Genomic DNA, 22,840 nt, shown 5'->3' on the forward strand with positions numbered 1-22,840 from the left:
CGTTTAGTCTTCTTTGGCGGAATAAGGACGAACATATTTCATAATGCACTCCAGTTTTTCACAGGTTTCCTGCCATTCTCTTTCTGGTCTTGAATTTCTGACCAAACCAGCCCCAGCCTGAAGCCAGCAGCGTTCTTTATGCTGATAGAGAGAACGTAATACCAGTGCAGCATCCAGTTTACCTGTGCTGTCTAAGAGCATGACACAACCACTATAAAGCCGACGTGGTTCACCTTCATAACGAGAAATGGTGTGTAAAGCCGGTTTTTTCGGTATCCCTGACGCAGTGACTGCCGGGAATAAGGCAATAAATGCATCCCAGCGGTTTTTGTCTGTGTGTAGCAACCCTTTTACTCGTGATGCCAAATGTTGTACCGAACCACGTTCACAAATAGCCATAAATTCTGATACACAAAGCGTTTCTGGCTGACAAATCGGTGCTAATTCTTCTAATGCAAGTTTAACCGAAACCGCGTGTTCGGAAATTTCTTTCGGATCAGAAAGTAAATCGGCCCGCAGTTGCTGATCTTGCTTCTTGTCATGTGTCAATGCTCGGGTGCCTGCCAACGGTTGGGTATTAATCCAGCCCGAACCCTCTGCCTCAACGACGGTTTCCGGACTGAAACCATAAGCAGAGAAATCTCCATCACGTAAGAAGAAAGAGCGGGCAGGTGTGTTAGCCTGACGCCCCAGCCAGTAACTGTGTGTAATATCAATATTTGAACCAAGCTCAACCTGGCGTGACAGGATCACTTTTTGGTAGTGACCTGAGGCAATATCCTTAACCGCATTGGCAACGTTGTCTTGATAATTTTTTGCCGTGTCTGCTGTGTTGATAATTTCCACCTCTTTTGTCTGTGGAAAAGCCGGTGTACCTAATTGATCTGCCCGCTTGACTTTCTCGTTCAATATGGAGATTTGCGCTTCTTCAAGAGTTCGTATCAGAACTTGTCCTTGAGTTATGCGTAATTCATGTTGTGGAATAGTGATTTTTATTAGTGCTTCATTTTGTTGTACTAATGATGGTTCTAATGGTAACCCATACGTCATATGGGAAAACTCAAATAATGTTCTGCCATAAGCACGCCAGTCTTTAATCGGAAGAGCGTTGAGCGTTTGCTCAAGTTTCTGGCTTAATGTGCTGATATCGTATGGATGACGATGACCCTGTGAATCAATCAATTGTCCCGATGCATCGGCACTGATGGTTGCGGCGCAACCTATTCCCAATGACCATTCACCTTTCATCTCATAGAGCGTACAAGGTGGGGCATCATTATCGGCAAGCAAGTGGGTAACCAGATCTAACGGCGTGCTGGTAATAGCAATAGTGTGTTCATGATACTGCTTCATCAGGCTGTTATTTTCTGCTGTTTCTGTATTTTCTGCTTGCGCCATTTGTACTAACTGGCGTTTGTTGATTTTTCCTACTGCGGTTAATGGCCAGTACGCCACAAATAACCATTGGTCAGGGATTTTATGACGCTGAACGCCTTTCTGATGCAAGAATGCTTGCATTTGTGCAGGATCGGGTTGGTTGATGCTCTTTGGCAGGCAAGCACAAATGCGTTCACCCAATAGTTCGTCCGGGACAGCGATCACAACGGTGTCATCAATATCTGGATGTTGCAGTAATAATGTTTCAACTTCTAGCGTTGAAATTTTTTCACCGCTGCGGTTAATCTGCTCTTTAATCCGTCCTTCAACGAGCAGGTTGCCATCAGGTCTGATGCGAACCAAATCGCCTGTACGGTAGAATCCATCCGTGGTGAAAGCGACGGTATTGTGCTGTTCAGCACGGTAATATCCTGTAATGGTGTAGGGACCGCGTGTAATCAGTTCACCGACTTCACTAGGTGCAACAGGTTGCAGATTGGTATCAGCAAGGTTGATCTCATCTTCTTCTGACAATGGGCGTCCTTGGGTATTAATGATAACCTCATAAGGGTCGTCCAGACGGGTATAGCAGAGTAATCCTTCCGCTGTACCAAATACCTGTTGCAAAGGACCAAGGCGTGCCATGACCTGTTCGGCCAGTTCCGGTGTGAGCCTGCCACCTCCGACTTGTAAGCAGCGCAGGGATGAAAGGTCGCTTTGTTCCCAGTCACGCGCTTGTTCCCAGAGCCGTGCAAGAGCCGGTACTAATGCTAAATGTGTTACCTTATGCTCTTCGATCAATGGCATGGCTTCATCACAACTCGCTGTATCACTGAGGAGTACACATCCTCCCTGAGAAAGCGTGCCCAGGATCCCGGGACTGCCTAAAATGAAGTTATGTGCAACAGGTAATACCGCTAAATAAACACTTTCAGTATTTATTGCGCACAGACGGGCGGAAAGCACAAAATTATAGGTATAAGCATCGTGAGTACGCGGGATTAATTTGGGGGTGCCTGTCGTTCCGCCGGAAAGCAGAAGTACGGCAATATCGCCATAACCTGGACCAATAATATTGAGGGGTTCATCCTCAATGGAAGCGAAGGGGATAAATTCTTCTGCTTCTCCATCAACGATAATGTGTTCCAGTTCGGGGCAAGATGCTGCAACTTCCCGTGCCATTTCCCGATAATCAAAGCCGTGGATACAATCAGGAATAATATAAGCCACCGGACGTGCAATCTGGCAAAGCGCATGAACATCATGTGCCCGTTGGGTAGGCATTAATAATACTGGATGAGCGCCCAGCCTAAACAAGGCAAAACAGGTGACAACAAAGGAGATACGGTTAGGTAGCTGTACCATAACGTGATCACCACGGCGTATTCCACGATGGTACAAGCCGTTTGCCAGCCTTTCCGCCGATTGATGGAGTTCATGGTAAGTTAGCCGCTGTTCGTGATAGATCAGTGCTGTTTTATTCCCCCAGATACTGGACCATCCGGCAAGCTGCTGATCCAGCGTTTTGCCATTCCAAAGATAGTTTGGCGTCATAGTAAGTGTTTTCTCTGGGATAGAAAAAGGTGCCATTATGCGAACTCCTTTGAATGAACATATTGCATAAATTGGGTAACGTGAAAAATAAAATTCTGTGGTTTTTGCGTAATGTAAAAATGATCGCCGGCAATCTCCTGGCAGCAATCTGCCAGATTTTGTTTGTCACTGGCAAGCCAATGGTGCCACTGCTGAACTTCCAGAGCGGAAGCTTCTTTGTCTTCATCGCCATAAAGCAACAATGTGGGGGTTTGTAGCTTTACTGAATCAGGCTGAATAGCGTGGTAATAGTGCTCTGTAGCAAAAAAATCAGCTCGTAACATGGGTAAGAACAGGGCAAGTAATTCAGGATCTTCCCGTAAAATCGGGCTGCAACCGCCAATATCAATCAGTTGTTCAATGAATTCATGATCCGGTAATCCACTCAGTTGGCGGCGGGATTGAAGATGAGGAGCATGACATCCCGAAAGTACCAATGCCTTGGGAGCACAGTGATGTTGTTCAAGGCGTCGGCAGGTTTCAAAAGCGACTTGCGCTCCCATGCTGTGGCCGACCAGTATCAGGTTTTCTCTCTGTGCGGAAGTCAATGATCTGATCACATCAGAAAGTGACTGAGCTAATGGCGTAATGCGGGTAACAGCATGTTCATTCATACGGCTGTCACGTCCGGGGTAAATCACCAGTGAAACCGCAATATCTGGATTTTCCAATATGGACCAGTTCCGAAATGCACTGTTACTGCCCCCGGCAAAGGGGCAGATGAGCAGCGTATATTTAGGTTTGTTATGCGTCGTCAGGCATGGACGGATCATCGGATGTACAGGAAGTTTCCACGTCATCAGCTTTCTTCCTTAATTAGCATCAATTGGGCGGGATCAATCCAGACGGGGGGCTGTAGATCCTGAGTAACCGACTCTCCCATCATGCGTAAAATTTGTTGCCACAAGCCTGCCAGCCGCAATGGGTAGTCGTAGCTAAAAGCAGGGGGGCAGCGTGCCCCATTCAATACCGAATTCAAGGTATTAAGGAGTCGTGCCACACCTTCGGCACCATCACATTCAAATGCGGTCATCCAGTTTTGCGTGGCCGGACAAAGAATTTGGGATGTTGCCTGGTGCAGATAAGCGCCTTCTGGCTGGCTGGCATTCAGGTAAAGGCTTTGTTCACTATTCAGATGGTCTGGCGCATGAAGAACCGGTGTCCAGATAACCGGGCCATAGCTGGCTTCCTGCGTAAGATAACCGGCCGGCCAGATCAGCGTCATTTTATGCATAACCAGATTGTGCATATCGGGATCGCTGGGGTCCAGATAGGATTGAACGTCTAACGTTATTGTGGTTCCCGCAAAGCTGAGTTCAAAGCAATGAAATCCGTTACTCCGTTGGCCCACATAGGCTATCTCAATCTGTTCTGGACAATGACAGGCCTGTAACAGCAGATCAAGAGCGGAAAAGAGTAACTGGCGGCTGGTTGTCAGATAGCCACTTACCGGACGTTGCTGTGATAACTGACTGATTTGATGAGCCGCATGCAACCAGCTTCTGCCAGCCTGGCATTGGCTGTAAAAGCTGTTTACCCAAAACATAGCATTATGCTGGTTAGCGGTTGACTGGTGTCTTTTGATCGCTTCTGCATCAAGAGGGTGTTCCTGAATGACCGAAATACCCCGTGCCAATAACGCTTGGGTTAATTGGTCGCCTTTGCCACCAATCACCTCTGCACGTATGACCACACAGGCAATATCGATATCATCCGGCAATTCATCCAATGAGCGGAAGAGGGGCACATTGAAATCGCGGGCAAGTTGCTGCGAACGAGGGCTTCCTTGCGCCAAGATCCCGGCCAGCGCCAGATCTGACCGAGGCTGTAGAAACGCATTAAGATACAGTTCGCCAAATTTTGAACCGACAATCAAAACTCGCCGTGGCGTTATCATATGTTCTCCTTAACCGGTTCAACAGTTGGCACTGAACTCAGGATGTTTTTCAGGCACGCAACCAGAGAGCCGACATGTTTGTGGAATAGGCTGTAATGATCACCATCAAGTTGTGTCACATTGACTGGCCCGAAAGCTCGCCAACCAAGATCAGTTGCGGTGAGGGTTGTTGGATCGAGGTAATCCATAAAATCAGGCAATGCCTGCTTTGCCCGGATAAGGCAGAAAGGTTGTGAAGTCCGGGGTGGACAATAGTCAAGCAATGCACGCAGATTATGCTGCCAGATGGCATAAAGCTCAGCCAGTGAGTCATCAATCTGGGCAGATTGCGGTAAGGCTTGGTGTAATGCTTGCAGGAAGGTTTCCGTGTTTGCTGCAATCGCGCTGTTATTCAGTTCGAGACCCGGGAATTGTCCCTGCAAATCGAGCAGGAAATGACGATGACAGAATGCATCATCCAGCGTCAGACCCGTGCGCACATTCGGTGCGAAACTATCAATCAGGATGCAGTCAGAAACGCTTTCACCGGCAGCACGTAATTGATGAGCCATTTCATAAGTCACTAATCCACCGAAAGACCAGCCTGCCAGTGCATAAGGTCCTGTAGGTTGGAACTTACGGATTTGGCTGATGTAATCAGCAGCCAGCGTAGCGACAGAAGGTTTATCGGTATTCATGCTCTCTGGCGCAAATGCCAGACCAATCAGACGCTGGGCACCCCAATTGGCAGCCAAATGACGGTATCCCAACAGATGTCCCCCAATTGGATGGACGATAAACAAGATAGATTGTTCTAAGGTAGCTTGTTCTAAGGTAGCTTGTTCTAAGGCAGATTGTTCTAAGGCAGATTGTTCAATGTTTCCCTTGTTCAGTACCACGCCCTGACAAATATTTTCTGGTTGATGCTCAATAAATTCCGCCAGTGAATGTACGGTATCGTAGGTTTGCAACAGGCTGAGGGGGTATTGGCGATTAACTGTCTGATTGATTTGCACCATTAATCGCACTGCAGCCAGAGAATCCCCGCCAAGAGTAAAGAAACTCTCGTGTATGTTAATATTTTGTTGCTCTAAGACTGATTCCCAAAGGTTTAATACCGTTTGTCCTGTCGCGCTGAGAGTCACCGATGGTGCTGAATCACCTTCTTGCACTTTTTCAACCAGAGTCATCAATGTATGTCTGTCAATTTTACCGTTGTCGGATACGGGTATCGTATCGAGGATGATAAAGCGCTGTGGGCACATCCAAACCGGCAAGGTTTGCTGCAACCAGTGAGGCAGTATCGGTAACAGTTCGGCAGAGACTGGCGCAGTACCGGTTAAACGTAAGCCAGCGACGAGTTGCAATGCACCGTTTGACGTCGTATGTGCAAAAACTATCGCTTGTTGTATCGCAGGGTGTTCACATAAGCGATGCTCGATTTCGCCCGGTTCAATCCGGTAGCCACGAATTTTAATCTGGTGATCAGTGCGCCCTAAAAATTCGATATTACCGTCTGGCCGCCAGCGACCTAAATCACCGGTACGGTAGAGCCGCTCGCCCGTTTGGGGATGGATGATAAAGGCTTGTTGCGTTTTTTCTGTATCATTCCAATAACCTAAGGCGAGTCCCTGTCCACCAATATAAAGCTCGCCGGTTACCCAGACCGGACAAGGTGACAGTGCTGAATTAAGCACGTAGAAAGTCTGATTGGCTAAAGGCTTGCCATAGGGGATGCTGCACCAATGAGGATCAACCTGTGCGATAGGATAAGCAATAGACCATATTGATGCTTCGGTTGCGCCGCCCAAACTGAGCAGGTTAAGCGCAGGGTGAAGGGCAGACAATTTTGCCGGTAAAGGGGTGGGTATCCAGTCACCACTCATCAATATCCAGCGCAGGCTATTCAGGGGATATGGAGAAGGAGAATAGCTTCGGGCATATTCCTCAAGCAGTTGCACAAATGCCGGTACGGAATTCCAGACAGTCACCGATTCTTGTTGTAACCATGCGAGTAGTTTGTCAGGTTGTTTAGTGTCCCCAGGAGCGGGAATAACCAGTTTTGCCCCACGGCTCAACGTGCCGAAGAGGTCATAAACGGAAAGATCGAAGGTTAACTCTGATATTGCCAGCACGCTGTCGTGCTCATTGAGTGCAATGCGTTGATTAATATCAAGGATCGTGTTGACAGCACCCCGATGGTCTATCATTACGCCTTTGGGTTTTCCGGTCGAGCCGGAGGTGAAGATAACATAAGCTAAATCTTCTGGCTGTACAGATAAACGTTGTTCTTCGGTTACGGGTAAATTATTGAGCCATGTTTCATCCAGAGAGATGACGCGGACATGCTCAGGCCAATTCATCTGTTGAGCAAACTTAGGTTGTGTCAGTACGGTATCAACTTGCCCTGATGCCAATAACTGATGGCTCCGCTGTTGCGGATAACTGGCATCAATAGGCAGATAAGCCCGCCCTGCCAATACAATGGCAAGAACGGCGACAACCTGTTCCCAGCCTTTTTCCATGACCACACCAATCAGGGATGAAGCCTGATTTTCCTGTGCTTGCAGATGAGCCGCCAGTGTCAGGCTGTGTGACCACAAAGTGCGATAGTCGATCTGACGCGAGGTATCGACCACCGCAGTACGTTGAGGATAACGATTTACTGCCTGTTCAATGAGCGAGCAGAGCGTATGCGATGGAAAAACGGTTTTTGTCGCATTACTGTTCTGGCACAAAGCGCGATCGTTTGTTGGCAGCCAGTCAGGCAGCGGGGTGCTCCACGGGTAATCCGGTTCGAGCAAGGCAACAACACAAGCCTGATAATGGGCAAACATGTTTTCTGCAACCTGAGGCTGGAACAGTTGTGGCAAGATCGCCCATTGTAGGGTGACGCCGCCTTCTGCGCCGGAAATTAACATACAGTCGAGATAAACATGGGGAGTTTGCGCACCAAAGAGATTGAGTGTTCCCAACCCTGATGGCCCTTTGCCCGCTGTACCGGTTGTATCGTTGAATACAATCGGCATACCGGCGTTTAGGTTGTGGCGGTGTTGATTTTTCTCCCTGAGTACCCGTTGCCCGTCAAACAGCGCATGTTGAAGATCGGCCAGCCATTGCCGTTGTATCCGGCTTACAGCATCACTGAACCCTGTAATATTGCGTAGATCCACTTCCAGCAATGATGTGGTCGACAGATTGCCGACTAACATATCGCAATACTGAGGCATTAACAGGCGGTTACCATGCAGGACATTGATGGTGAAATGCTCGTTGTTGCTCCATATGGACAAAACATGAGCAAATAGGGTTAGCATCACGTGTGAAGGTGATACGCGGTATTCTGCGGCACGTTGTTGCAAACGTTGCCATTGTTGTGGGCTGATATGTCCGGTCAGACACTGTTGATCGAGTTGCTGTGACGGGTGATCTTGCAGTGGTAACACCGGCGCATCCGGCAACGAAGGTAAGCGATCAAGCCAGTATTGCCGGCTTTGTTGCCAGGTTTCTCCGGTTTTCTCATTCTCCAGTGCCTGAATATAGTCGCCAATCGTTGCTGCCGGCGGCTCTGGCTGCCAGTCAGGTTCCTGATACCCATGGTGTAAATCCCGCAAGATTAACGTCAGGCTTTTACCATCCGCAACCAGCAGGTCGATGGTCAAATGCAATAAATATGCCTGATCATCGGTATGGTACAGGGTTAAATCAAACAGCGGCCAGTTGTCGCTGGGAACGCCTTGAGTACGCAGCGTGTTGCGGGCATGATCCAGTTGCGCCTCGCGTTCATCTGACAACATGTCACGGCAATCAATGACGGTTGGTGTATAGCGGGGAACTTCCGGCAAAATACGATATTGCCCCTCCTTCACATAACCGCGTAATTGCGCATGATGATTTATCACACGGTTCCAGGCGGCGGTGAAACGAGGCAGGTCAAGCCCGTTGATAGCCAGTTCAGCATAGAAATGCGCGATACCGTTACCAAATTGGAACAGTTGGCTCTCTCCCAGCCAATAAGCGTATTGCAGTGCGGTAAGTGGCAAAATCTGCTCAGATGCCGGTTCAGTTTGAGGCGGTATCGCAAGTGGCGCTGAACGGGTTTCGGCTACCCGCAGAGTACGACAAAATTCACTCAACTCAGGGTGTTCGAATAGCTGTTGCAGACTGGCTTGTTCGTAACCCTGACGGCGTAATTGCACCACCATTCGGGTGGCAATCAGACTGTCTCCGCCACTTTGGAAAAAGTCACTGTGACGCTGTATTGACTGAGGCAGCAGTGAACGCCAGAGCGCAATGACTTGTTGTTCAATATCATGAAGCGGGGCATCTTCTGTTTCTGGTTGTCCGGTTTTCGTGATTAACGGTTGTACCATGCTCTCTTTCGCTGTCACCATCAACGGCAATTGCTCTTGCTGTTGAATATGCAATGAGTAAGGCAAGGTGGAAAATCGGGCTGCTATTTCGCTGATATTAAGCCGAGCTTGTTGTTCAGCCCGTGCCAGGATCAGTTGTTGATGCAGTTCTGGCCCGTTTTGCCCCGGCCATTCCAATGCAACCCGATAACCGGATTGCGTCAGGCACTGACGCCAGCCTGCAAGTTCCATCAATGCACTATTACCGTGATCACCACCGCGATCGTCAACCCAGGCGTTAATACCTTCAATAAATCCGACACTGGTGAGTTGCATGGCACTTTCGCGTTTGGTGGATTCAATAATCAGCAACCCGCCACCGGCTTTCAATAAACGGGAGAGGCGTCGCAGGGTATTTCTCAGATGGATCGCATCATGTAATACGTTAACCGCCATAATCAGGTCATAACCGGATGCCGGGTGCTGACTAAAATCAATACGCTGGTTAATATCGAACAGGGCAAATTTTACCGTTTCTCCGTAATGATTGAGTAACTGGCGGGCATCATCCAGGAATAGCGGTGAAACATCCGTAAAGTGGTAGCTTTGAATGGCGTGTGCATTGTGTGCCAGTACTTTCTCTGAGGTTGCTCCGGTTCCTGCACCAACTTCCAGTACAGAGAAATGTTCGGATGTCTGGCTCAATTGCCGGACAATTTCAGCGGCAGCCTGGTTCAGGCAACGTAATGCGGGATTCTCACTGTAGAGGCTGGTTGTGATTTGTTTCTCGGCGAACAGCAGTTCCAATGCATTACCACGTCCGGCAAGCAGGGAGTCATGTTGTTCGATGCAGGTTGTGACATAACGACTAATGGTTTGACACCATACTGCATCATCCAGTTTTGCTGTAGGGACCGGAACATGGCTAAGTGGTTGCAGGCAACGATATCCGTCAGCGTTTTTTTCAATAAACCCCTGATTATTGAATAACGTCAGCCATTGGGTCAGCAGGCGTTGATACTGTGGCGCCAGTTGTAAGCGTTGTTCAATCTCTTCACGAGAGTGATATTGTTGTGCAGCAGTGAATAAGTTATGGCGCAGTAAGGTCTGGCTCAGGCCAAATAACGCTTGTTGCTCAATATGTTGCCAGGAGCGCTCAAACGCTTGTTGTTCTGCCCGCGTCGGTAACGGTAAGGCATCGGTGTTGATAACCCGCGGTTCTGGCAGTGATAATGGCAAATGATCTTCTGCAACCAACCATAGGTTGTAACCTTGTGTATCGTCCTGACGAGGCTGAATTTCTGCCAGCCGTATTTCAGGTTTAGTACGCAGATAGTGTTCGGCCTGACGCAATTCCGGGTGTTGCGGCCAGAAGTCATAACGCGTATGACCAGACGGTGGCGTATGCAGATCATAATACGCCATGCGTTCAGGCTGGTGGCAAATTTGCACTAACAGCGCGTTATAAGCGGCAAACAGCGACTCGATAACACCTGCCTCTAGCACATCATCCATGCAATACCAGTTAAACAGCAGATCACCATCGACTTCCATGACCTGATGATCTAACCAGACTTGTGGCGTCTGGCTCAGAACAAAGACCGGATCGCCCAGTAATTGAGTGATGGATTGTTTGATAGCGACACCGTCTTGTGCCATCCCTAACATACTGGTGAAAACGACCGGTGTCAGCGGCTGCCTGCTTTGGGTTTCGCCATTTTGTTGGCGGCCAAGTTCCCGCAACACTTCAACACCGTTGACATGACTGTGGCTTAACCGTTGCCAGAGCAAAGCCTGGGTTTTTTCCATGCTGGCACGCAGGGACGTTGTCTTGCGTAAATCAAAATCCATCAACATGACTGAGGTAAAATCACCAATCAGTTCTTGCACCTCTGGATGGAAAGGTTGTCGGTTAAAGAATGTCAGGTTGAGCGTAAACAGCGGGTGACGGCTGTACCATTCAAGAGTATGGGCAAACAGCGTCAACAGGCCAGCGGAAGGTGTGACTCCCCATTTTTTCCAGCACTGTTTAAGATGTTGCCAGTCAGATTGCGCCACCCGACCTTCATAAGTCGTGAATTGAGGCTGGTTACGTTGAGATAATCGTGATTCCAACGGTAATCGTGGCGCGGGCGGCAATGAAAGTAGTTGTTCCTGCCAGTATGCCCATGATGCCCGCCACTCTTTACTTTCACGTTGCGCATGTTCTGCCATCACATAATCGCGGAAAGTGAATGCTTGTGGGACCAGAGGTTGTTGATGATAAGCGAGTTGGAGATCGTCCATCATGATCCGGAAACTTTGTACATCAAACTGCAACAGATCCAGGTTCATATGTAAGCGACAACGTTCATTCGGTAGCAGTGATACAGAGACGTCAAACAACGGCCACTGTTCTGCCGGTGGTACTTGGTAGGAGAGGGTATGACGACGCTGGGCCAAAGCCTGTTCGCAGGCGGTATCATCCCGTGTGCGCAAATCAGCCTGAGACAGGACATACCACGGCGTTTCCGGCAAGATCCGTTGTTGCCCGTCTTCATCGACTATCATGCGTAACATGCCATGACGCTGAATCAATGCATTCCATGCCTGTTCAAAACGCGGGATATCAAAGCTATCCAGTGCCAGATCCCATTCAAATAAGACGTGACAAGCGACTCCCCCAAAATCAATGGCCTGTGTACGACCAATCCAGTAAGCGTGCTGAATGGGAGTCAGAGGAAAGGGGGCGTGGCGCCGGGAGTTGTCAACAATTATCTCAGGTTGGGATGAGATGACAGGCTGCTCAGGCAGGGCCTCCCCAATGAGCGTATTAAGCCCCTCTGGCGTCATATTTTGGTAAGCCAAACCCGCGGTCAATCTAAAGCCAAATTGCTGGTGGATCGCCGCGTTTAACTCCAGGAATAGCAGGGAATCCAAACCGAATTGTAATAAATCCTGTCGTGGATCTAAACGTTCCGGCTGTTCCAGGCGCAATAAAGTTGCGATACGCTGACGCAGCCAGTTAAGCCGTTGTTCACTGTCCAGATACCGCGTGTTATCGGCAGGGAGTGAAGATGCGGATTTTGCAATTATGGGGGGAACATCAGTCTGCAAGCGCCGCGAAATATCAGGGTGATGTTCATCTAACCGCATGGCCAGATAGCAAGGTGATACGGTGTACAGAGATTGATGGAGATGCCAGATACCTTCATTTGTGCTGAACGGTAACATGCCATCCTGCGCCAGTTTTTCTACCAACCGCCGGTCGCTGGCCATACCAATGCCACCCCAAACGCCCCAAACCAACGTTTTAACCATCAATTGATTTGGTGCTGTCAGCGCTAAAGATTCCAGACAAGCGTTGGCGATGGCATAAGCCCCCTGCCCTTGGGCACCTAACATTGAGGCGGCAGAAGCGTGCAGCAGCAGATATTGTGCATGATGTTGTTGGAGCGCAGTTTGCAACGCCGTGGCGCTGTGAGCCTTGACGGATAACACGTGTGACAGGTGCTGACGCTCAAGTTCTGCCAGTGGAGTATGGTCGGCAATGCCTGCGGCATGGATCGCGCCCGCGATACGATCTTCTTGTGCCAGAGCCTGCACTGCATTTAGTAAGGCGGGTGTATCTGTGACATCAAGGTTAATCCAGCGTATTTCACATTCGCTACTCAGTGACAATTCTTGCACAAAATCATCCCAATCCGCATGTTTACGGCGGGCAAACACGGCAATCTTGCGTGCGCCCTGAGCCAGCAACCAACGGATGGAAATGCGACCGATACCCCCCATTCCGCCTGTAATAATGTGCCAACCCTGATGAGGAATCGATATCAGTTGTTGTGCCAGTGGTTGTGATAATGACTGGCGTTGTAAAACCGGCACGGCGATTTGATTTCCGCGTACTCTCAGCCAGCGATGGTGTCCATAATTCCGTGCATCCAGATAGCCAAGCGCTAATGACAACGCGTCCGTATCGTAGATATCAGCGATATCAATTGCCTGAATGCGGCGGTGGGGATACTCTTCAACCGCGACCCGCAGCAAGGCCCAAATAGCGTATTGGGCGGGGTTGATATCTTCTTTTAATAAGGTGGATTCTGGTTGGGCACAGCAGGTTACAACGGTTAAAGGTGCTGTTTCATCGCGTTTTAGTTCACTAATAACCTGATCACATAATTCTGTAACCTCATTGCCTTCAAGCAGCAGTAACCGATTTCCGTTTTCAGGCTGTAAATGAATGCCAGCCTGACGCCAATGATTAATCACCCCGCCATTTGCGGTTGAAGAGCGAAGGGTATAGCGCGTTGAAGATCCCGGTATATTTGCGGTATTTATTGTGCGCCAATGCAGGGCATAGTGAGTATCAGGGCATGGCTGCGGTGCAGGAAGCCAGGTTTTTGTCACAGATCGGGATGCCACTGACTGACGGGGCAGATCAGCACGATCACTCAACAGCGCGAATAAGCGCTCCCCCGCATAAATCAGTGCCGGGAAAGCCGTGAACAAACCCGCCTCCAGTAACCGGCGTCTGGCATAAGGCAAGGCACGGTAAGGACGATATATTTTACTTACCGTTGGCGCGGAAATTTCCTGATAATAACCTTGCTGCACACAGTGGCTTAATAACTGCTCCAGCAACGCACGCCAGCAAGGTTGTAGCCGACCAGCCCGAATCGTGTCGATGGCACTGAAACCTTGTTCAGCCTCACGCCCATGACACTGATATATCAATGCATCGGTATACAATGCCCGCAATATTGCTGCATCGGCGTTTTGTTCAATGGCAGGATCAAGCAGGGAATTGACATCAAGCTTAGTGTTGGCTAAGAGCGGCTCGGTTTTGCTTACAGGTAATTCGGTTGCGGAGAAGCGGTAATGCTGCTCATCAAATGGATAGAGTGGGGCATGGCATTTTACCCCGGTGAATGGGAAGAGATGCGGCCAGTCAAGTTGTGCACCGGCACAGTAAAGCTGTACGAGAGCTGTTTGTTGATCGGCTTCTGGGGAGCTTTGACGATAGGCACTCGCAATCCAGGTTTCCTGCGGCAGACTGGCACGTCGTCCGATCCCTGTTAGCGGTGCATCAGCCCCAAATTCCATGAACAGTGCAACACCTTGCTGGCGGGCAAACTCAATGGCCTGATGATAACGTACCGTGTGGCGCATATGGTTACGCCAGTAATCAGGTGCGCCTAATTGCTCATCCTCTGCCAGATTGGCTGTCAAGGTAGAAATGAACGGAATTTCTCCCGATGCAGACTGTAACCGGCTGCAATACAGGGAAAATTCGGCCAGAACAGGCTCAAGCATGGCTGAATGTGCGGCACAGGCAACATCAAGGCGCTGGTAACGAATCTGCTGCTGTTCCAGACGTTGTGTCAGGATAGCAATTTCTGTCTCTTTACCGGCCCAGACCCAGTGTTGCGGGCCATTGCAAACCGCCAGATCCAAAGACAATGAATCCGTAAAAGGAGAAATATCTTCTTCGTTGGCAAAGATTGCCAACATTGCTCCTCCTTGAGAACAGCTTTGCATTAGTTTGCCGCGTGCCGCGACCAGTGGCATGACTTGCTCAGGTGTGAGAATGCCGGCAACCACGGCAGCCGCGAATTCACCGACGGAATGCCCCAGGACATAATCCGGTTTTAACCCAAGTGCACGCCAATGGGCTGCCAACGCAATTTGATGAGCCACAATGGCCGGTTGTGCATATTCGGTGGTCGCTAAGGCGGCATCATGCTCGCCGAACATCACGGCTTTTAGTGGCAGTGCTAATTCGGTGGTACAGGCGGCACAGCAACGATCTAACATCGCGGAGAAAACAGGAGAACTGGCATACATGGCTTTTCCCATGCCAGCCCATTGACAACCCTGACCGCTGAATTGCCACAGTTGCTTGTTTTCATTTTTGGTTTGCCCGCTAAAGATGTTTGGTGTTGCGATATTGTTCGCAAAAGCGGATAGGCTCTCCACATTTTTTTCACTATCTTGTGGCGATAATGTCAGCGCTAAACGCCAGGGCAGTGAAAGATCACGTCCCTGCAATGCAGTCCAGGCCAGATCGGTATCATGTTCCGGGGTATTATTGAGTGCAGTCGCGTAGCGTTGCGCCAATTGACGCAATGAGGCTTCCGAAGCCGCAGAGAGCAGCAACGGTGCTGTTGGTGAATGGTTAATACGGCGACGATGTAATTCTGTTGGCAATGATTGCACCACAATATGACAGTTAGTGCCGCCAATGCCGAATGAAGAAACGCCGGCGGTACGCAATTCTTGCGTCCAACGTTGCCCTTGTGTTGCCAGCCTGAACGGGCTTTCTTGCAGTCGTAATGCCGGATTGGGTTGCTGTACATTGAGCGTTGGGGGAATGTAACCCTGCCAGACGGCCAGAACCGCTTTGATCAAACTGGCAATCCCTGCGGCAGTATCGAGATGACCGATGTTACTTTTTACTGAACCAAGATAACAAGGCGGTACTGACCCACTGCGGTCAGAGAATACCGTGCGTAATGCATCAACTTCAATGGGATCACCAAGTGGTGTCCCTGTGCCGTGTGCTTCAATCATGCCGACGTCATCAATGCTGACATCAGCCAGTTGTAATGCTTCGCTAATCACACGGCGCTGACCCTTCACCGAAGGTGCCGTAAAGCCCACTTTTTCGTTGCCATCGTTATTAATGGCACTGCCCCGTAACACGGCCATGATGGGATCGCCATCGCGTAAGGCATCACTCAGACGTTTCAGTGCGACAATACCAACACCATTGCCGCCGTAGGTGCCATTTGCCTGACTATCAAAGGGTCGACAGTGCCCGTCAGGTGAGAAGATCATCCCTGGTTGATACAAGTAACCGCTTTCTTGTGGGAAAGAAACCGCCACACCCCCGGCCAGAGCCATGTCACACTCACCGGAACGCAGGTTCTCACAAGCCATATGTACGGCAACCAGTGAACTTGAGCAGGCGGTTTGTACGGTGAGAGCAGGGCCTTTCAGATTTAATTTATAAGCAGTCCGGGTCGCAAGGTAATCTTTATCGTTACTCATTAACGCCTGTAACCCTTTCACCTTGCCAGCATCGGTCATCGCAAACTGTGACCATGAAGGCCAGGTACTGATCCGGCTACTACCAAAGACACCGGTTTTCAGCGGGACATGACGTGGCGCATAACCGGCATGTTCAAGCGCATGCCAGGCTGTCTGCAGGAATAGACGCTGTTGAGGATCGAGCATTTCTGCTTCCTGACGCGAATAGCCAAACAGCGAGGCGTCAAATTGTTCCGCGTTCTCCAGTATTGCCGCCTGATTGACAAAGTTTTCACTATCAATGAGTTCAGGAGAAATACCGGCATCCAATAATGTTTGACGGGAAAGTGTCTTTGTACACTCAATCCCATGTTGCAGGTTATGCCAAAAAGTATCGCTATCGGGTGCCTGTGGAAAACGGCAGGCAAGGCCAATCACTGCGATGGGATCGCAATTATCGTAGTGAGGCGTTAAGTGAGTCATTGTGCAGCTCCTTTATGACGTTTTTCCCGTTGTTGCAGACGCTTTTGTTGTTGACGTTGACGAAGGGGGATTGACCGGTCATTTTCGTTTTGGGCCTCTTTGCGGCAACGCAAACTGAGCGACTCTGGCGTCGGATAAGCAAATAAATCAGTAACAGCAAGATGCCGGAAGCCTGCATCTTGTAATTTGTTATGCAGTTGGATGAGCTGTAGCGAGCTGGCTCCTGCCTCAAAAAAGTTTTGTTGTGCATTTATCGGACAATGGGTTACAGATAAAAACAGGCGTTGAATTTCATTGCATGTTTCACGGCATATTTGTGGCCCGGCTCCTTCTACGCGTGGAATAGCCACAGCAGGATTATCTGCAACGATCATGGTTTGCTGGCGTGGCAGCAGTTGCTCCAAAGCTGAACGCCAACTTTCGGGTTGTGCAGCAAGGGTGCGCAATAGCGCCATATAGCGGTTAAACATGTTTTGTAACTGGTGTGGCTCAAATAATTCTTCGACTGCGTCCCAGTTCAGGCAAAGTTCATCATCAGATTCGTAAACCTGATGATCCAGCCAGATTTGCGGCGTTTGCGAGATCCCCCAAACCGGTTTCATCCATGATGAACGTGACAGGAATTGTCCTTCGTGTGTGCCCAACGCACTGGTGAAAACGACGGGCATAACGGCAGCATCAGGGCCACGGCGCTGTGCCAGTTCGCGCATCACTCTGATCGCTGAGATATGGCGGTGATCCAGATCTTGCCATAGCTGTTGTTGCAGCCGACGCGCACTGGATAACCAGTTTTTCTCCGGATGCCAGGCCAGTAGTGACAATGAGGTGAAATCACCCAGAATATGTTTGATATCCTCATGCCAGTGTGGGCGATCGAACAGGGTAAGGTTAAGGGTTAACTCCGGTCTGGTACTGAATGCGGACAGAACGGCGGCATAAGCGGCAAGCAGGAGCGCAGAAGGCGTTATTTGATGGGAGGCCGCCTGCTGTTTTAACTGCTCCCATTCCTGTGCAGATAACCGATCGCTATAGCGCACAAAATGCGGGGTTTGAACACGTGCTGGTGCCATACGCAATGGTAATTGCGGGGCCAATGGCAGTGTTTTCACTCGCTCTTGCCAGTATTGCAGGGAACTCTGATGTACCGGCATGTGTTGCTGGCGTAATACACAATCACGGAATGTCACTTTCAGTGGCGGTAAGGTGTGCTGTTCGTTGAGATATAGCTGCTCTAATTCAGCCAGCAATATCTGCATACTTAACCCATCTAATAGCAGGTTATCCAGACTAACAAACAGTCGGGAGACAGGGTTGTTGTCTTGTGCAAGTTGGAAATCGAACACCGGCCAGCGACTGACATCTAATACTTGATGTGACAGGCGGTCGCGTAAGGTGTCTGCCTCAGTAATATCAGCAAATCGGTGTTGTTTAACTGAGAAGGCCGGGACATTTTGTAATATCTGTTGTTGCCCGTTAATCACAACCGTCCTGAGCATCGGATGACGTTGGATCAGGCGATTTAACACCCGATTCAGGCGCTGAACATCTAACTGTTCTATCCGGTATTCGATAAAGAAATGTGCCCCAATGCCGCTCAGAGCGAAACCTGGGTAGCGTCCGACCAGATAAGCTTGCTGAACTTCGGTTAATGGGAACGGCTGATATTCATCTTGCTCTTCTGAAATTGCATCGGCTTCTGATGAAGTTTCAGATAAATAAGTCAGTGTTGAGGCAAACGCCGCTAATTGCGGGTGACGGAACAGGTGACCCAGTTCGCCTTTAAGGCCTTGTTGTGCCAGTTCACCAATTAAACGGGTAGCTAAAAGGCTGTCACCGCCAAGTTGGAAAAAGTCGCTGTGACGGCCCAATTGTTCAGTATTCAGCAGGCGTTGCCAACTATCGCCAACGGTTTGCTCCACCACATTTAGTAAAGTTATTTCAGGCTGAGACGTCGCTGTGTCTGTTTTTGTGGTGGATGTTGTGGCGAATTGCAGAGATTGTGCCAGCGCTTTACGGTCGATTTTGCCGTTAGGTGTCAGGGGCAGGTGCGGAATAACATGCAAGCGCTGTGGGATCATATAGCCTGGCAAATGTTGTGCCAGCGCGGATTTGATTTTTTCCCGATCAGGTATGGTGACGTTGTCACTTGTTTGCATCAACAGCACATTCAGATTGCCGAGGGTAATCGGTGTTTCCGCGTGCAATGGAAGAAGAGATAACCACTCTGATGCAGAACGTAACTGAATACCTTGCGGTGAAAGTAACTCAGCTGTAATCAGGGAAATAGGAGATGCTTGTTGCAACTCCATTGCCAATACCAACGCACCCGGTTGTGCCAGTGGAAGTAATGTTCTGATGAAACTTGCTGGGTCTTCTTCGCGGTGTAATACATTGTTTAGCAGGATGATATCTGCCTGATGTTGTAGCGATTCGGGACTATTTTTCTCAGACCAATAGTGTACTGATGTGTGAGTATAGCCACTTAACCTTGTTTGCATCTGGTTAATCAGCGCCTGAGAACGTTCAAAGCCGATATAAGACAGATGTTGGTCAGTAATATGTTCTGCCAGCCACTGAGCACAGAGACCACTGCGGGCATCGAACTCCATCAAAGTAACGGGGCGTTGTAACCGCTGGGAAAGGGCAATGATGACCTGTTGCAATCCTGTCAGCCATTGCGGGGTTTCTGGTTGGATAAAGAGTTGTTGCTCCGGTGCAAATTGCGGATCATCAAGTAATGTGACGGCGGCCTGCTGTCCGGTAAGAATATGACGCAGCGTAGAATGCCAGCGTGCAGGAATAGATTTTGCTTCATGACTGAATGAGGTGAATGGCAATCCGGCCTGATAGAGATGATGTGCAGGTTCAGCCAAGAGTTTGCACTGGCAAAGATGCGCCAGCATACGGGCAAACCAGTGATGGTATTCCGGCAGTGGTTGATAGTGTTTCAGACAATCGGCGAGCGATTGCGGTGAAGTAAATGTAATGCCGTGATGCGACAGGTGTTCAAGCAGGAATAGCGCAACTTCGTCATGATGTTTATGATTATCATCGGTTATTACCTGCATTGCCGGGAACAGATCACGATAGTGCGTGGGTAATTGTGGCGCACGATTTATGCGTTGGCATAAAGTATCACCTTCCAACTCCAGGAATGCCACCAGAGACTTTTCTTTTTCACCACGTGCTAAGGCAACACCTTTACTGATACCAGTGACTTGACTGAGGGCGGCATCAATTTCTCCCAGCTCAATCCGGTAACCCCCGATTTTCACCTGGCTATCACGGCGCCCCATAAATTCAAGCCAGCCCTCGGGGTGATAGCAACCCAGATCTCCAGTCCGATACCAGCGTTCTCCCTGATCAATAACAAATTGGGCCGCCGTGCGTTCTTCATCATTAAAATAGCCTGGCGCTACACCGGCACCACCAATCCACAGTTCACCAACAACCCAGTCAGGGCAATCACGGCCATCTTCACCCACGACACGGTAACATTGGTTGGCGAGAGGATAACCATAAGGGATAGAACGCCACTGTGGGTCAACGTCCTTAACAATATATTCATTTGACCAGATAGCCGCTTCCGTTGCGCCTCCCATTGCGCTTAATACACCCTCAGGATTGAATGCACGGTAACGTTCAGGCAGCGACAAACCGATCCAATCCCCGGACAACATCACAGTACGCAGCGTTTTCGGTGTATCAACTTCCATTCCTTCACAATAGGTCAGCAACATATCAAACAGTGCCGGTACACTGTTCCACAACGTAACGTGATGGCGCTCGATCAGCATTTCCCAGCTTGATGGATCGCGGCGTTGTGCTTCATTAACTAATACCAGCGCACCTCCGGCACTGAGAATGCCAAAAATGTCATAAACAGAGAGGTCGAAATGCAGGGCGGAGAGTGCCAGCAAACGGTCATGGCGTTGCACTTGATGACGCCGATTGATATCCAGACAGGTATTCAGTGCGCTTTGATGGCTAATCACCACACCTTTTGGCATACCGGTTGAACCAGAGGTATAAATGATATAAGCCGGATCAGTCACCGCGCGCTCAACCCTGTGTGTTAAGGGCAATAACAGCTCATCCTGATGCCAGGAAATGCAATGTATATCCTGTGACCAAGCATTGTTTTGCTGCTTAGGATCAATAATAACGACATTGATTCCGGCACTTTCACAGATAGCCCGACGTCGGTTTAGTGGCTGATCCACGGGAAGCGGAACATAAACACTACCGGCATAAAGTACAGCCAGTACAGCGACAATTTGTCCGATGCCTTTTTCCATGCTAACAGCAACACGATCGCCCGGCATAACCGATATTTTTTGCAATCCGGCGGCTAATCGGCGGGCGGCCAGGCTGAGTTCGCTATAACTCATTTGTTCGTGCTGAGTCATTAAAGCGACAGCATTGGGGGTCTGTTCTGCTTGTATAAACACCGCTTCATGTAACAAGGCATTGGGTAACGGTTCAACCGTGTTATTCATTTGGCGTCGCAGACGGTATTGCGACTCAGGCATCAGATCCGGTAACTTTTCGTGCCATTGTGTCGCGTTTTCCGTCAGGTTCTCAATCAACCCCTGATAGGTTGTGAATAACGTATCCATCAAGCCGGCAGGGAAAAGTTCGTCGTTGCTGTCCCACTGGATATTCAGGGCGTCTTCATGTTCAAAGGCAACAAAATCCAGCCATACCTGCGGTGTTTGTGATATTCCCCAGCTCGGTTTTCCCAGGACATCACCCGTATTCTCACCATATAAAGGCCGACCTAAATTGCTGGTAAACACAACCGGTGCACCATGTGGGTGGTTGCCCCGCTTCTTGAGTTCACGCAGAACTTCGATACCAGACCAATGACGATGTTCGTAAGCTTCGGTAAATGTTGCTTGTGCATCCTGAGCCAGTTGGCAGAACGGTAAATTATCACCAGGAATGTCCAACAGCAGAATATTAGTAAAATCGGCCAGAATGCTATCAACCGCGTTATGTAGCGGAACTCTGTCAAATAGCGTCAGGTTGAACAACAAGCGTGTTGCATTGCTCCAGCGACACAATAAAGCGGCAAATGCCGTCGCCAATGCCATCGTTGGCGTCACGCCATTTTGTTGCGCGAGTTGCTTAAAACGTTCCCAATGTTCAGGCGATAAACGAAAACATCTGCGTTGGATCCGGACATTTTTTATCAGGGAAGGATCTTTGGCCAGCGGAAGTTGGGGGGCAGGTGGCAAGGTATCTAATCGGTGACACCAGAATGCCTCTGCTTCCTGTCGGGCCTGCTTAAATTGAGTCTGATATTGTGTCAGGTAACTGCAAAAATCATAGTCAGAAGAAATAGCAGGCAGGCTGCGTTTGGCAATTAATGCCGCCAGTTCGGTAAAGAACAGACTAAAACTGGCGGCATCCATGATCAGCAGGTCGATATTGGCATGCAGCCGATGTTGATTATTACCAAACAGGCTAAGTTGAAGATCAAATGTTTCCCCTTCTTCAACCCGTAATACGCGATGGCTGAGTTGTTCGCGTATATTGTCCAGCGTTTGTTGCTGTTCATCAACTGACTGATGGCGGAGATCATGAACCGTTAATTGTTTCCAGTAAGCACGGGTCATACCTTGCTGGCGACCATCCGGCAAAAAACGCACACGTAACATCGGATGCCGCTGGATCAGCATGTGAATAGCCGCTTCCAGTCGTTCAGGCTCCAGCCCGATCCCCTCAAACTCATGATACAAATGACAACCCACGCCCCCCAACGTTTGCGCCGGTGAACGCCCAACAAAATAAGCATGTTGTACCGCCGTCAATGGGAATGGGCGAGCATCAGCAATCCGTGGCAGTGGCGCTGTCTCTTGGGGGATTGTGTGGGTGACAGGGGCATAGCGTTGCAGAAGCTGGCTCCAGGCATGCAGTGTTGGCTTTTGGTAAAGCTCGCGCAGGGTGACACGATGTCCTTGACGTCTAAACTGGTTCAGCAATGCCATGATTTGCATTGAATCCAGCCCATTGCGGATTAAATCGTCATGATCGCCCACCAAAATATGTTTTTGATTAAACAGGCCAGCGATAAGCTGGCGCAATGAATCAGGAGAGAGAAGGTCCGTGTGCATGAGTAAATCCTATAAAATGACAGTACCTGATA

5 protein-coding genes are annotated in these 22,840 nt (G+C 49.4%); all 5 read right to left on the reverse strand.

Annotation, left to right across the window (positions count from 1 at the left end; all coding sequences use genetic code 11):
• Positions 1–3 precede the first annotated feature (3 nt).
• Genes ABLA76_RS06690 through ABLA76_RS06710 form a run of 5 tightly spaced genes read right to left on the reverse strand, consistent with a single transcriptional unit; the run spans position 4 to position 22,808 of the window.
• Positions 4–2,967, reverse strand: a complete 2,964-nt coding sequence (locus ABLA76_RS06690) for a salicylate synthase (RefSeq protein WP_348987340.1) — start codon at positions 2,965–2,967, stop codon at positions 4–6.
• Positions 2,967–3,770 carry an alpha/beta fold hydrolase gene (locus ABLA76_RS06695; RefSeq protein WP_348987341.1) on the reverse strand — a complete coding sequence of 268 codons (804 nt, stop codon included), beginning with the start codon at positions 3,768–3,770 and terminating at the stop codon, positions 2,967–2,969. The genes ABLA76_RS06690 and ABLA76_RS06695 overlap by 1 nt, the downstream gene beginning before the upstream one ends.
• Positions 3,770–4,867 carry a Gfo/Idh/MocA family oxidoreductase gene (locus ABLA76_RS06700; protein ID WP_348987342.1) on the reverse strand — a complete coding sequence of 366 codons (1,098 nt, stop codon included), beginning with the start codon at positions 4,865–4,867 and terminating at the stop codon, positions 3,770–3,772. The genes ABLA76_RS06695 and ABLA76_RS06700 overlap by 1 nt, the downstream gene beginning before the upstream one ends.
• A complete protein-coding gene (locus ABLA76_RS06705; protein ID WP_348987343.1) occupies positions 4,864–16,689 on the reverse strand; it encodes an amino acid adenylation domain-containing protein in 11,826 nt (3,941 codons plus the stop codon). Before ABLA76_RS06705 ends, ABLA76_RS06700 begins: the two co-directional genes overlap by 4 nt.
• A complete protein-coding gene (locus ABLA76_RS06710) occupies positions 16,686–22,808 on the reverse strand; it encodes an amino acid adenylation domain-containing protein (protein ID WP_348987344.1) in 6,123 nt (2,040 codons plus the stop codon). The genes ABLA76_RS06705 and ABLA76_RS06710 overlap by 4 nt, the downstream gene beginning before the upstream one ends.
• Positions 22,809–22,840 lie beyond the last annotated feature (32 nt).

Origin of the sequence: Xenorhabdus sp. SGI240 (assembly GCF_040081915.1) — a bacterium.
Classification (GTDB): Bacteria; Pseudomonadota; Gammaproteobacteria; order Enterobacterales; family Enterobacteriaceae; genus Xenorhabdus; species Xenorhabdus bakwenae.